Below are 13,824 nucleotides of genomic sequence, written 5' to 3'. Positions count from 1 at the left end.
CGGGCTGATTCTTCCTATATCCAGCCCGTCATGGTTGTTTCAATTGGCTTTACTACTAAAAATGGTGTTTAACGGAATCTCAACATTCTTCTCCAGAGCGCGGTCGTGACTGACATCCCGCACGGCAGTATGAATGCACAGCGCATTATTCCGCTGGCTACTCTTGCGGCATCTCCCCGCGGGATGGACCCGACTGTCGTTCGTCTGCGTACGGCGCTCTCACCCGCAATCGCGTCTCTTCTGGATCAGGGTCGCGCGGTTCTGGTGCTGTCACGGCAGTCCACGGGAAGACTGTATCTGGATCCGCACCAGTTCTCCACGCTGACCCAGCCACCTGGTATTGAACCTACGGCCGATGTCTTTCTGCTCACCGTCATGCGTCAGGCACTGCTGCGGCATCTTCCGATGCTCGCAGGTCTGCCGCCACTTTCTTTCGACATGGCGCGGGGGCCCGGCGCTTTTCTGCTGTCAGCGGCATCCATGCTTGAATCCGGAGTTCTGGACGGGACCATTCCGCAGACGCGCCAGCGCCTTTTGCAGCATGTTACGGATCTGCTGATCACGACGATCCTAGACTGTCTGGATCTGGAAGTCAGTGTTGCGGGGCGTCGGCGGCACCGGCAGAAACAGATCCGCCGTTACATTGAATCACGCCTGCACGAGCATGACCTGACCCCGCAGAGCATTGCGGAGGCTTCCGGGATTTCGACGCGGGCGCTTTACCAGCTTTTCGACGGGGAATCCGGCGCGGTCGCGGGGTGGATCCTCAACCGCCGGCTGGAGCGCATTCATTCGGATCTGACGAATCCGTCCCATGATGCGCTTCCGATTGCGCAGATTGCGCTGAACCACGGCTTTCGCAATGCCGCGCATTTCTCCCGCCGCTTCAGGCAGAAATTCGGTGCGTCGCCACGCGAAATCCGGCAGCGTGCGTCCATGCGGCCGGGGACACGGGCCTCAGGCCGGGGCTGACTGCATCCCTTTGACCAGACGTGTGGTGGATTGACCCTCCACGAGGTCCACCAGCACCACTTTGCCGCCGTACCCCTTCACCACATCGGCGCCGACCACCTGGTCTTCCGTGTAATCCGCACCTTTGACGAGAATATCGGGCTTCAAGGTGCGGATGACGTCGAGGGGGGTGTCATCGTCGAACAGCACGACGAGATCGACCGAACGCAGGGCGCCGATCACTCTGGCGCGGGCATCTTCCTTCTGGACCGGGCGGGTTGGTCCCTTGAGGCGGCTGACGGAGTTGTCAGTATTGAGCGCCACGATAAGGCGGTCTCCTTCGCGGGCGGCAGCCTGAAGCAGACTGACATGTCCCGGATGGACCAGATCGAAGCACCCGTTGGTGAATACGACTTTTGCACCATGCCGATGCCAGCTTTCCACGATACGCGCGGCCTGTTCGACCGGAACGAGCGCGCCTGTTTCGGGCATTTCCTGAAGCAGTTCGCGGGACAGTTCTTCGCGGGATACCGTTGCGGTGCCGAACTTGCTGACGGACAGGGCGGCGGCGGCGGTCGCGATGACGACGGCGGTTTCCAGCGTCTGACCAGCGGACAGCACTGCAGCGACGGTGGCGACGACGGTATCTCCGGCGCCGGAAACATCGAAGACTTCGGACTTGCGACTGGCGACATGCAGGGGTTTCGCATCCTGCTGCCAGAGCGTCATGCCGTCTTCGGAGCGCGTGACAAGAACGTCGCCGCCGAACTGACGGGAGAGGGTTTCCGCCACCTTCAGGACATCGCCGTCGGTTCGGGCAGGAAGCCCGCTGGCCTGTTCCGCCTCGATCCGGTTGGGCGTCACGAGTGTGGCGCCGGCATAGGCTTCCAGCGTGCGTCTTTTGGGATCGACGATGACCGGGATGCCTTTGGCACGGCCGGCTGCGATGATAACCCGCAGGACCTCGTCCGTCAGAACGCCCTTGGCATAGTCCGAGCAGACGAGCACATCCGAGACGTCTATCGCGCGGAGGGCTTCCTCCATAAGACGCTTTTGGATCGTTTCGGAAAGGGGAGTCAGTTTTTCGACGTCGATACGCACGATCTGCTGGCGACCGCTGACGACGCGCGTCTTGGTAATGGTGGTCCAGTCCGGGGAGGAGACAATGCCATCCGTCTGGATAGTTGGCCAGAGGTTCAGGCTTTCTTTCAGCCGCTCTGCCGAGTCATCTTCGCCGACAAGGCCGACAAGATGCACCTGTGCGCCCAGAGCGGCGGCATTGACCGCAACATTTGCCGCTCCTCCGGGCACGCAGCGCAGGCCATCATGCAGGACGACCGGAACGGGGGCTTCAGGGGAAATGCGGCTGACGCCGCCCGAAATATACTGATCCAGCAGCAGGTCGCCGATGACCGTCATGCGGCCAAAGCGGAAATCATCGATCACGGCCTGCGTCTCCTTCAGTCATGTGCATTGCTCCCTATCTCACAGGAGCTTAGCAAAAAGAAAAGGCGAGGGATGAACTCCCTCGCCTTTGATGGACCGGAACGAAGCGAATGCTGCGTTCAGACCCCGTTCACCCGACGGCCGGACCAGCCAGCAGTGTGGCGAGCGAGCGGCCGAAACCGGTCGGGTCGGGCAGGGGTTCGCCTTCCTGCACGCGCGCCAGATCCAGCAGGACACTGGCATAGGCGGTGATGCTCTCGTCCTTTGCAACACGTTCGGCCAGAGCCTTGATGAGCGGATGCTTCGGGTTGATTTCGAGGATTGGCGGCATGGCGGGCATGGCCTGACCTGAGCGGCGCATCAGGCGCTGCATCGTCAGGTCCGGGCCGCCATCGGATGTGATGACGACAGCGCTTCCCGTCAGGCGCACCGTGCTGCGAACGTCTTTGACCTGTTCGCCAAGGGCGTCCTTGAGGGCCGGAACCAGCTTTTCGACATCCGCGGCTTCGGTTGTGTCGGCATCCGTAGATTCAAACTTTTCCAGATCGCCATGGGAATGGGCGACGGAACGCAGCGGCTTGTCCTGATAGGAAGACAGGCGCTCCGGCCAGAAGCCGTCAACCGGATCGGACAGCAGCAGGACTTCGAGGCCACGCGCGCGGAAGCCTTCAAGCTGGGCGGAGGATTTCAGTGCGTCCAGATTGTCGCCGGTCAGGTAATAGATGGCATCCTGACCATCCTTCATGCGCGCAATATAGTCGTCCAGCGTGACGAGGTCGTCGCCCTGGGTGGAATGGAAACGGGCGAAACCGGCGATTTCCGTCCGGTGTTCGGCGTCTTCCCACAGACCTTCCTTGATGACCGCGCCGAAGTTTTCCCAGAACGTGTTGAAACCACCCTCGGCGTCCTTCGCACGGTTACGGATCTCGGTCAGGACGCGCTTGGTGACGGCTTTGCGGATGCGGGCCAGAACCGGGGTGGCCTGAAGCATTTCGCGCGAGACGTTGAGCGGCAGGTCTTCCGTATCGACCACGCCCTGCACGAAGCGCATCCAGTTCGGAACCAGTTCCGCTTCGTCGGTAATGAACATCCGGCGGACATGGAGATGGATCCGGCTCTCGCGGGACTGTTCCATGAAGTCGAACGGGCGGGCGCTGGGCAGGAACAGGAGGGCCGTGAATTCGGTCACGCCTTCCGCGCGCCAGTGCAGGGTCGCGTAGGGTTCGTCAAAAGCGTGGGAAATGTGCCGGTAGAACTCGGCATACTGTTCCGGCGTGATTTCGGATTTCGGCTTGCTCCACAGTGCCGTGCCTTCATTGGCGGCCTGATCTTCCGTGGTGCCGTCTTCCTTGGTTTCACGCAGGGTGATGGGCCAGGAGATATGGTCCGCCCATTTGCGGATGATGGATTTCAGGCGCCAGCTGTCGAGGAACTCGTCGGCGTCGTCTTTCATGTGCAGGACGATGTCGGTGCCCGGCGTGGAGCGGGACGCGGGGCTCAGCGTGAAGGCGCCCTTGCCGTCCGAAGACCAGGTCCAGGCCTGATCGGAACCGGCCTTGCGGGAGGTGACCTCCACACGGTCCGCGACCATGAAGGCTGCGTAGAAGCCGACGCCGAACTGACCGATCAGGTTCGGGCGGTCTTCGGGCTTTGCCGAATTCAGCTTTTCTCCGAAAGCGCGCGTGCCGGAGCGGGCGATCGTGCCAAGGTTCTGGGCCAGTTCGTCATGGGTCATGCCCACGCCGTCATCAGAGATTGTCAGCTCTTTCTGGCTCTTGTCCGGATTGATGCGGATGGACGCATTCTCGGGAAGCGCCGCAGCACTGTCGGTCAGGGCTTCGAAACGGCGCTTGTCCGTCGCGTCCGCCGCATTGGCGACGAGTTCGCGCAGAAAGATTTCACGATCCGAGTAAAGGGCATGGACCACAAGGTCCAGCAGCCGTCCAACCTCTGCACTGAATTCATGCTTTTCGGCGGCCTGCTGGTTGTTCGTTTCACTCATCTCATCAATCTCCGTTCAGGAAAGTGATCTGGATATGCGATGTCACAAACGGTTTTTCAACCGGGATCAGTGGCCCGATCAGAGGTAAGAGGCCAGCGTCATGCCTTTCATGTCCGCAATAAGGGAATAGGACGCCTGAAGCTGGTTGTTGGTATCCGTCACCTGCGTGGAAACCTGTGCAAGATCAGCGTCTTTCACCTGACCGAGCTGGGTCGTCAAAGCCGAGGACATCTGGGTCAGCATGGCGGTCTGGTTGGTCAGGCTGTTCTGCTGGACACCCAGCAGGCCGCTCATGGTGCCGAGGCCGCTCGTGACCGTATTCATGGAGCTTTGAAGGCCGGAAATCAGGCTCGCATAGTCCGTAGTGCTGGTTGAAGACGAGCCGAGGGAGGCGACCACCATCAGATTGCGCATGAGATCGCGGATCGGGGAGGTAGTGGACGTGGATGTCGCGCCCTGTGTGGCGACCATCCCGACGGACACTGTTTCAGACTGTCCGACGACGACGCGCGTGTTCTGCTGCTGCGCCTGATCGGGGGATGTGGAAAGCGTTGCGGAGAAAGGCTGTCCGGCAGCCGTATTGCTGGCCAGGTTTTCCGTTGTGTCGAGCACACTCTGCGCTCCGTCCGAACCGAGCTGGCTGACGGCCTGTGCGATCTGGGTCGCGAGGTCCGACGTGCCCAGATCCGTGCTGACGGGGGCCGTCGTGTTCTGCTGCCCGGCGAAGACGTAGCTGTCGCCCTGTCGGGTGTTGAGCAGGTTGCCTAGGGAGGTCAGGGCCGACTGGGCGGCAGAGGCAGCCGTCGTGACGGTTGAGTAGGACAGCGTGCTGCCCAGAGTTGAGAGCGAACTCGTCAGGTCCTGGGCGATGGTGGAAATCTGGGACAGGGAACTCTGTGTTGTGGTCAGTGTCGTCTGGGCGTTCGTGACGTTGCTGTTCCAGGCGGCAACCTGCGTGATGGCGGGCTGAAGCGCGAGGGCCTGTGTCCGCGAAGACCCGAGATCGGCATAGCTGCTGGCCATAACGCCGGTTGTGGCCTGAAGCTGGAGGGAGTCTTTCGCCTGCGACAGATTCTGGACGCCGAGGAGAAGCTGGCTGGAGATTCCCCCGAAGCCGAAGCTGGAGATGGTTCCGGTCATGATCAGGTTCCGATTGCGCTCAGCAGGGCGCTGAACATTGTCTGGACGGTCGAAACGACCTTGGCGTTGGCAGCGTAGGCGTTCTGGAGCGTGACGATATTCGCCATTTCCGTGTCGATGGAGACGGTGGACGTTCCGGAAAGATTGGACGTCAGGCTGCTCTGCGTTGTCTGCGACAGAGCGAGGCCACTGCTTGCGTCGCTGGCCGTGGCCGCCTGATTGGCGGTCAGGGATGTCGCAAGGGAAATGATTTTCTGGTTGCCCGTGTATCCCGTGGACAGGGTTCCGGTCATTCCAAGATTGCTGCTGGGCGCGGCCGTCTGGGCGGTTCCGGAAGCATCGGAGGTTGTTCCGAACGTATAGCTCAGGACGTTCTGGATGGTCTGGGTGCCCGACGTCGTGCTGTCAAGCAGTTGGGACGGGTCGCTGGAATAGGTGCTGGAGACGCTGATGTCCTGCGAGAAACCCACGCTGCCGGCAGGAACAAGGTCTGTCTGGGAGGTTCCTGGAACGACGCCGTTTGTGCCCGATGTCGTGAACAGGGACATGCCCTGGGCCTGAAAACGGGTGGCGACCGTCGAAGACAGGGAGTCCAGCTGCGCCTGCATGATGGGGAGCGTCGTATCGCGCAGGGTGATGTTTGCGCCCAGCGTCCCGCCCGTCAGGTGGGTAGTAACATCGCGGCCATTCAGGGTGATGGCGGGGATGGTGTTGCTGGACGATGTGCCGGGATAGGTCGTGCTGACCGAAATCTGGGCAGAAGACGTGGTGAGCGGCCATGTGGACGAGACGGTTGCGCCACTGGAACTGCTGGTGTCGCGCGTAGGCAGGGTGATGCCGTCGGCCGTGGCGATGGTCATGTCGCCGTTTGCGGACTCGGACCATGAGACGGAAAGCTCGGAGGACAGGGAGGAGAGGGCCGTATAGCGCTGGTTTTCCAGCGCAGCCGTGTCCTGACCGGTGCTTTTGAGGTTCATGATCTTGGTGGACAGGGTGCCGATCGTGGTGAGGTCGGTATTGATGTCCGAGACCGAGGAAACGACAGCATTCTGGGCCGTTTGACGCTGGGTCTGATAGGCCGAAGCCAGCGTGTTGACGGACTGGGCGAAGGTGGACGCGGCGGAGACGACCGTGCTCTGGGCCGAGGCGCTGTCGGGAGTGGAGGTCAGGGATGTCAGGGCGGACTGAAGATTGCCCAGTTCATCCGAAAGCGTTCCGCTGCTGCCGGATGTGGCGCTGGTAGAGCCCTGAAGTGCTGTGATGTTGGACAGGGAATTGCTGGTGGCCGTGTAGGCCGCCACGTCCGCGTTCTGGGCGTAAAGCGCCTTCTGGACCTGCTGGTTGGTCGCGAGGGTGGTGGCGGCGGTGCGGACACCGTTGCCTGTGTTGCCAGCCACGCTCGACTGGACGTTGGCGCTTTCCTTGATGTAGCCGCTTGTCCCTGCATTGGAGACGTTGTTGGAGGCAACGGCCATGGCATTCTGAACGACATTCAGGCCGGAAGTTGCAATCGAGAGTGCGCTGTTCAGTCCCATGGAGCCGGTGTCCCTTCAGTCGTGCTTACTGGATCATCGCCAGGGTTGTCTGAAGAAGCTGGTCGGCCGTGGAGACGACTTTCGTGTTCGCGCCATAGGCCTGCTGCGCCACAATCAGCTTGCTGAGATCGCCTGTCAGATCGGTGGTGGATTCTTCGACCGAGGCCGTGCTCAGGGTGCCGGCGCCATTGGTATTGACGGCGTTGATCTGCGGGGTGCCGGACTGTGAGGTCGCGGTGTAGGCCTGTCCGTTCTGGGGGGAGAGGCTGTTGGGGTCGGCGAAGGTCGTCAGCGGGATCTTGGCGACGAGCTGGGAGTAGCCGTTGTCGAAGGTTGCCATGACCGAGCCGTCCGTCTGCATGGAAATGCCGGAGAACGTGCCGGTGGTCACGCTGTCGGAAACCCCCGTGACGCCCGTCGGGGTGGAGCCGTCCGTTGCGAGGCTGACGCCGCTCGTGCCGCCGATGGTTCCGAGGCTGACGGTCATGTCCTGGGGCGCACCGTCATATTCGAAGCTGGCCGTGGAGCCGGAGGCCTGGGTCTGTCCGTTGACGGAGGCGATGGCGCCGGTGGAGGAATCGAACTTCACGGTCGCACTGTTGGTCGCGTCATTGGGGTTGCTGACGGTCCAGGTGGTGGCGTCGACCTGCGTCCAGTTCAGGGAGACGGTCTGGGCGTTGCCTTTGCTGTCATAGGCTGTGGCCGACGTCGTGGCGCTTCCGCCGCTGGAAGTGGCGGTGCTGCCGATCTGGCCAGTCAGGGTCAGCTTCGTGCTCTCGGTCGGCTGGAACTTGATGGTGGAGGGCACCTGAATGGGGTTCAGCGTAGTGCTCAGGGTGCCTGTGGAGGCGTTGACGTTATAGCCTTCGAGGTAATAGCCGGACGTGTTGACCAGATAGCCGTTCTTGTCCTGCGAGAAGTCACCATTGCGGGTGTAATACTGCTGTGTGCCGAGGACGGGGGTGCTGTCGTTGCTCTGACCGGTGGCCTGCACGACGTTGAAGAACCCGTTACCGGAAATGGCGAGGGCCGTGCTGTTGGTCGAGGTCGTCACCATGCCCTGGTTGTCGTTGTGCTGGCGGGTGGTGGCGACGACGCTGTCGCTCAGGGATTCGCCGTCACTGGCGAGGCTGTTGTTGGTGACATAGTCCTCGAAGCTGGTGGTGCTGGCCTTGTAACCGTTGGTCTGGCTGTTGGCGATGTTGTTGGACAGGTCGCTGAAGGCGTGTGACTGCGAGTTCAGGCCGCTGACGGCGGTGTGAACCGCGTTGATGATCGAGGACATGGCATACTCCCGGACATGGAACAGGCTGCGGGTCGTATGCCCGAGCATCACTGCCGAGGATTCCACAGGGGATATTAAAGAAGTCCTTACAAGCGCAAAAAGGGCAGATTCGCCTGTTGTTACGAACGGAGACAAGGCTGGGACGGGGGCGAAAAAACGCTGGCGGCCTCTGGTTCTCCGGCCCTGAAACAGGCATGATACAGTGACATGCCAGAGCCAGATGAAGACCCCAAAAAGCCCTGTATTCCTGACGATTCTCCGGTAAGACCGGCCAGATTCGTTCATGGCAGCATCATGCGTCATGTCGTGACCATGGCCGGAACCGGGGCGATCGGGCTGATGGCCGTGTTTGCCGTGGATCTGCTCAATTACGGTTATATTTCCCATCTGCATGACAAGACACTGACGGCAGCGATCGCGTTTGCGACGGCAGTCAGTTACGTGCAGGTGTCGGTTTCCATTGGCATGACGATCGGGCTCGGGGCCTGCACGGGGCGGCTGATCGGGGCGTGTCAGCATGCCGAGGCGCGGCGGATGGCCTCGGCATTTCTGGTGGTCATGGTGGCGATTGCGGCCGTTCTGGGCCTGTTGACGGCGACCTTTGCCATGCCTCTGCTCGGGCTTCTGGGGGCGCATGGCGAGGCGCAGGAGCATGCGGCCACCTTCCTGCACATCGTGTCGCCGGCGCTGCCGCTTGTGTGTCTGGGGATGGCGCTGTCGTCACTGCTGCGGGCAGTCGGGGATGCGAAACGCTCGATGCGGGTGACACTGACCGGGGCGGCTGTGTCCGCGTGTCTGGACCCGATCATGATTTTCGGGCTGCATCTGGGGCTTGAGGGGGCTGCGATCAGCACGGTTCTGGCGCGGCTGGCCATTACGGCGAGCGGATTTCTGAACCTTCGGGGTCATGCCATGCTGGAATGGCCGCAGCGTTCCGCTTTCGGGCCGTCCACGCGGCTGATTGGCGGGATTGCGGTTCCGGCGATTGCGACCAATCTGGCGACGCCGACGGGCGCGCTGTTCGTGACGCATGCAATGGCGCGGTTCGGGCTCAATGCCGTCTCGGGACAGGCGACCATTGACCGGATCGTGCCGGTGGCGTTTTCGCTGGTTTTTGCACTGACGGGGTCGGTCGGGCCGATCATGGCGCAGAACCTAGGCGCGCGGCAGATCCATCGTGTGCAGGAGGCGCTTCTGGCGGCGCTGAAGCTGACGGCACTGTGTGTGGGCGTGACATGGCTGGTTCTGGCGGGGGCGCACACTTACATCATCCAGCTTTTTGAGCTTCAGGGTGTGGGCGTGGACATCGTACGGCTGTTCTGCTGCTGGCTGGTGCTGAGTTACATGTTCGTCGGATTGCTGTTTGTGGCCAATACGGCGTTCAACAATCTGGGGCACCCGTTCTATTCCACGGGTTTCAACTGGGGCCGGGCGACGCTGGGGACCATTCCGTTCGTCTGGATCGGGTCGGCTTATGGGCCGATCGGGATTCTGGTCGGGCAGTCGCTGGGCGTGGTGCTGTTTGGCAGTCTGGCCGTAGTGACGGCGTTTCGGGTCATCCGGAAGCTGGAGCCGGATATCGTAAGGCCCTGAGTTCGTTGTTCAGCGTGTCAGCACGGCCCCGGAGACCGGTGTTCTGGTCCGGGGCGGCGGAACGGGGGTCAGCGTGTGGAGAGCGCGCTCTGCTTGGCGGCTTTGAGGTTTCCCTTGGCGACTTTGCGCGCCTTGAGACGTTCGAGACGCTCTTTCATCGCCATCTTTTCGTAGCGGATGCGCTGACGGATCCAGTTCAGCATGCCTGATGCTGTCAGGACCGCGATGCCGACGAAGGTCCAGCGATCGAGCGGCTGTTTGAACAGGAAGTAGCTCAGCGCGACACCCCAGGCCATCTGGCTGTATTGCGGCAGGGCCACGCGGTTTGCTGGTGCTCTGGCGGTTGCGAGCATCATGCAGAGCTGTCCGAGGGCGGTCAGGAAGCCGTAGCCAAACAGGTAGAACCAGATCTTTGTGTTGGAGGGCCATGTGGCGTGGGCGAGCATGAGGAGACCGTTGCCGACCAGCGCACCCATCAGGCTGGACCCGAAGAGCGACAGGCGGACGGTTTCCTTGCTGGCGATCCGGTAAGCGATCACGCTGCCCGCATTGGCGCAGGCTGCCAGAAGCGCGCAGAGATGGCCCAGATTGAGCGGGCGCATTCCCGGACGCAGGACGATCAGAACGCCCGCAAAGCCGAGGCCGACCGCAAGCCATGCCCAGAACGTCACTTTCTCCTTGAGCAGCACGACGGAGAGGATCGTGACGAACAGCGGCATCAGGAAGGTGATCGACAGGGCCTCGGGCATCGAGAGCAGCATGAAGGCTTTGACGCTGGCGGCCGTGGCGACGAAGACGCAGATCGCGCGCAGCAGCCACATGCCGCGAAGCTTCGGGCGCACGATATCGAGGTAGGATTCGTTTGATTTACGGATGAAGGGAAGAATGAGGAACCCGAACACCCCGCCAAAAAACGCAACCTCGAAGGGATCGAGACTCCCGTCCAGCAGTTTGGAAAAGGCGTCGCTGATGGCGAACGCGGAGTATGCTCCGAAGGCCAGGGCCATTCCGGAGAAGAGGGTTTTGGTGTCCATAAGGCTCGGGGACTCTGACGGGAGAGAGAAGGAATCGTGCCGAAAAAATAACCCTGTGCCCTCTGAACGCATGACAGAGCGTTCGGGCCTGAATAGGGCATCGGTAATTGCGGTCAGGCTTCTTAGAAGAACTATTATTGAAATTCAAACCCGTTTCCGGGACTTCGAATATTTTCTTTGACAATTACGGTATAGATTGAATGATAACGTAAATTTATTTATTAATAACATTTATATTGTTATTAATAGGGAACAGGGCGGGGCTGGGGCAGGTTGAAGAAATCGACTCTGGTGTTCCTGTTCGTTATAGAGGCCGCACTCTTTCAATGTGATTTTCAGGGAAACGATCTGTGCAGTGTGAATGGCGTCGGTCTTACGACAGGCTTGTTCCGATGCTGATTAAAGAGCATTTCGGAGATCCGGGTGTGATGACCCGGCAGTTTCCCTACATGAAATCGACGTTCCTCTGGAAAGGGGATGATTTCATTCTCACGCCCGAAGCGCTCGCCAATCCGAAGAACAAGTATCATGGGCTTGAGCGGCTGGCGCTGGAGCATCATGAGGCCGGAGACTGGCGGCTGGCCGGGGAATACTGGCTGATTGCGGCGGGCTGGCGCCGGAACATGATGGACCCGGCCGACGAGCGGCATGTGGAAGCACTACAGTTCGCGCTGCGCCATGTCGAATATGACAGGGCGCTGGCAGACTGGAAAAAGAAGAAGCTCAGCCGCAACGCCATGCCCTATCCCAGCCAGTTCGGGCTTGCCGACGACTGAAACCGGGATTTGCCTGGATCTATGGGGTGAAGACCTGCTGATAGAAGGCGAGTTCCCGTTGCAGGGCGTCTTCTATGGTTTCGCGGGCGCGGAAGCCGTGGGCTTCCTCCGGATAGACGTGCAGGGCGGAATGTTCGAGTTTTGTGCGCATGGACTCCGCCTGTGACAGGGGAACGACTTTATCTGCGCCGCCATGCAGGAACAGGACAGGAACGGTAATGCCCTCGGCCTGCGTGAGGGGGGAACGTTTCAGATACACGGCCTCATCTTCGGGATAGGGGCCGATCAGCCCGTCCAGATAGCGGGCTTCAAACTTGTGCGTTTCTTCGGCGAGGGCTCGTAGATCCGTGACGCCATAGAGGGAGGTTCCAGCAGCGAAGAGATCCGACTGTGCGAGGGCGCCGAGAACGGTCAGGCCGCCGGCGCTGCTGCCGCGGATGACGCAGCGGGCGGGGTCGGCGAGGCCGCGGTCGAGCACAGCCTGCACGCCGGCGAGGCAGTCTTCGATATCCGCGACACCCCATTGTCCGTCCAGTGCTTCGCGGTAGGCGCGGCCGAAGCCGGTTGAGCCGCGATAATTGACGTCGAGGACGGCGAAACCGCGCGAGGTCCACCACTGCACCTTGAAGGCGAAGAACGGGTTGGCGCGGCCGGTCGGGCCGCCATGCGCCATGACGACGAGCGGGGGTTTTTCACCTTCCCGCAGGACGCTGGTGCTGCTGGCGGGGGCGTAGAACAGGGCGTGGGCCTGTGCGCCGTTTGCAGTTGGGAAGCTCAGGGGGGTGGGGGTTGCGATATCGGCTTTCGTGACGCCGTGCGGGAGGGTGACGCTGATGCGGAAGCGGTCGCAGGCTTTGCCGGGGCAGCCGAAGGCGATGGCGGCGGGGGCATCGGCCGGGGCGTCGATCCAGGCGAACTGTCCGTTTCCGAGAGGTTCGGGGACGTTGACGGGCGTGCCGAGCGCAAGTTCGGTCCAGCGCCCGTTGTCTTCCAGCAGGACGTGGTTGAGGCCGTGGCGGATGCCGAGGGCCAGCAGACGGTTTCCGGGCAGGGGCGCCATACTGCGCTGTCCGAAAACCCAGTGCGGCAGGCCGATTTCGGCGTTGGCACCGTCGAGGAAATGGGGGTGCCAGCCTGTCTCGTCATGGGAAAAGCGGACGGGGGTCCAGCGGCCCGAGGCGTCGGACGTGGCGTAGAGCGTGCCGTCTGGGGACCAGCAGGGTTCGATGATGCTGCACGGTTCAGGTCCGTTCAGGTCCGTAACAGGGCCGAGCGTTCCGGTTGTGCGGTCAAAGGGGGCGACGGAAAGCGTCGTGGCGGTCCAGGGCATGGCCGGGTCGTTCCAGCTGAACCAGGCCAGAAAATTTCCATCGGGTGAGGGCCGGGGGGCGGCGTAGAAATCCGCGCCTTCGACCAGCACGGTTTCGCGTCCGTCGGCCTGAACGTGAACGAGGGCTGCGACGGGCACACTTTTACCGTGGCTTTCGCGCACGCAGAACACGGCATCGGCAGCCGGATCGAACGTCAGGTCGGCGTAGCGGTGTTCGGGACTTTCACCCGCCGTAGCCCATTGCGTGGAGATGGTGCCGTCGCTGAACCAGACGCCGCCACGTTTGCGATCGCTGAAGACGACCTGCGGGGCGTTGTCTTTGGCGCTGTCTTTCAGGCGCATGTCCCATGCGCCGCCGCCATATTCATGCACGCGGGTGCCGACCGAGTATTCCGCCGGGATCAGGTCGCGGAGTGTTCCTTCAGGGTCGCGGGCCGTGATGACGGAGCGGCCCTGTTCGTCCGGGCGGCTTTCAAGCCAAAAGATCCACTCCCCAGCAGTACGCAGTTCGGAGAAGGACAGGGTGCGTCCGGCCACGAGTTCGGGCGTGACCCAGGACGGCCAGTGTCCCGACAAGGCTGCGGAAGATGAGGGGGAAGGGGGCGTCATTTTTCATCCTGTCTCCGATGCCGTAGTATCGTAGCCGGTGGCACTCTCTTCCGCCACAGCTTGAACAGGACCAGGACACTGTTTCATCTCAGTCATTTTCTCGATCACATGCTGGTGCAGTAT

10 protein-coding genes are annotated in these 13,824 nt (G+C 61.5%); 3 read left to right on the top strand and 7 right to left on the bottom strand.

The annotated features are described in order from the left end of the window. The first annotated feature begins 105 nt into the window (after nucleotides 1-105). Nucleotides 106-972, top strand: coding sequence for a helix-turn-helix domain-containing protein (locus GAL01_RS08220; protein ID WP_174694467.1), 867 nt, complete (start codon nucleotides 106-108; stop codon nucleotides 970-972). On the opposite strand, the gene rfaE1 is transcribed toward GAL01_RS08220, so the two are convergent. The 5 genes from rfaE1 to flgE form a co-directional block, all read right to left on the bottom strand. Further along, a complete protein-coding gene (gene rfaE1, locus GAL01_RS08215; RefSeq protein ID WP_062032776.1) occupies nucleotides 958-2,397 on the bottom strand; it encodes a D-glycero-beta-D-manno-heptose-7-phosphate kinase in 1,440 nt (479 codons plus the stop codon). The two genes, GAL01_RS08220 and rfaE1, sit on opposite strands and share 15 nt — an antisense overlap. A 130-nt stretch (nucleotides 2,398-2,527) precedes the next feature. Further along, a complete protein-coding gene (gene htpG / locus GAL01_RS08210) occupies nucleotides 2,528-4,399 on the bottom strand; it encodes a molecular chaperone HtpG (RefSeq protein ID WP_062032772.1) in 1,872 nt (623 codons plus the stop codon). A 78-nt stretch (nucleotides 4,400-4,477) separates the two neighbouring features. After that, entirely contained in the window at nucleotides 4,478-5,539 is a 1,062-nt protein-coding gene (locus GAL01_RS08205; protein ID WP_062032768.1) for a flagellin, read from the bottom strand. Nucleotides 5,540-5,541: 2 nt separating this feature from the next. Continuing rightward, nucleotides 5,542-7,074 (bottom strand): flagellar hook-associated protein FlgK, encoded by a 1,533-nt coding sequence (gene flgK, locus GAL01_RS08200; RefSeq protein ID WP_062032764.1) that lies wholly within the window; start codon nucleotides 7,072-7,074, stop codon nucleotides 5,542-5,544. A gap of 25 nt (nucleotides 7,075-7,099) precedes the next feature. Beyond that, nucleotides 7,100-8,407, bottom strand: coding sequence for a flagellar hook protein FlgE (gene flgE, locus GAL01_RS08195; RefSeq protein ID WP_231865427.1), 1,308 nt, complete (start codon nucleotides 8,405-8,407; stop codon nucleotides 7,100-7,102). Nucleotides 8,408-8,653: 246 nt separating this feature from the next. On the opposite strand from flgE, the gene GAL01_RS08190 reads away from it, so the two are divergent. Continuing rightward, a complete protein-coding gene (locus GAL01_RS08190; protein ID WP_062032908.1) occupies nucleotides 8,654-9,952 on the top strand; it encodes an MATE family efflux transporter in 1,299 nt (432 codons plus the stop codon). Nucleotides 9,953-10,020: 68 nt separating this feature from the next. Here the strand turns inward: GAL01_RS08190 and GAL01_RS08185 are convergent, their stop codons facing one another. Beyond that, a complete protein-coding gene (locus GAL01_RS08185; RefSeq protein ID WP_231865422.1) occupies nucleotides 10,021-10,986 on the bottom strand; it encodes a DMT family transporter in 966 nt (321 codons plus the stop codon). Between the two features lie 428 nt (nucleotides 10,987-11,414). Here GAL01_RS08185 and GAL01_RS08180 point away from each other — a divergent pair, with 428 nt between their 5' ends. Further along, nucleotides 11,415-11,762 carry a hypothetical protein gene (locus GAL01_RS08180; protein ID WP_062032903.1) on the top strand — a complete coding sequence of 116 codons (348 nt, stop codon included), beginning with the start codon at nucleotides 11,415-11,417 and terminating at the stop codon, nucleotides 11,760-11,762. Nucleotides 11,763-11,781: 19 nt separating this feature from the next. On the opposite strand, the gene GAL01_RS08175 is transcribed toward GAL01_RS08180, so the two are convergent. After that, a complete protein-coding gene (locus GAL01_RS08175; RefSeq protein ID WP_062032757.1) occupies nucleotides 11,782-13,701 on the bottom strand; it encodes a S9 family peptidase in 1,920 nt (639 codons plus the stop codon). Between the last annotated feature and the right edge of the window lie 123 nt (nucleotides 13,702-13,824).

It is taken from the genome of Gluconobacter albidus, assembly GCF_002723915.1.
Classification (GTDB): Bacteria; Pseudomonadota; Alphaproteobacteria; order Acetobacterales; family Acetobacteraceae; genus Gluconobacter; species Gluconobacter albidus.
This window is presented reverse-complemented; position numbering and strand designations above follow the sequence as displayed.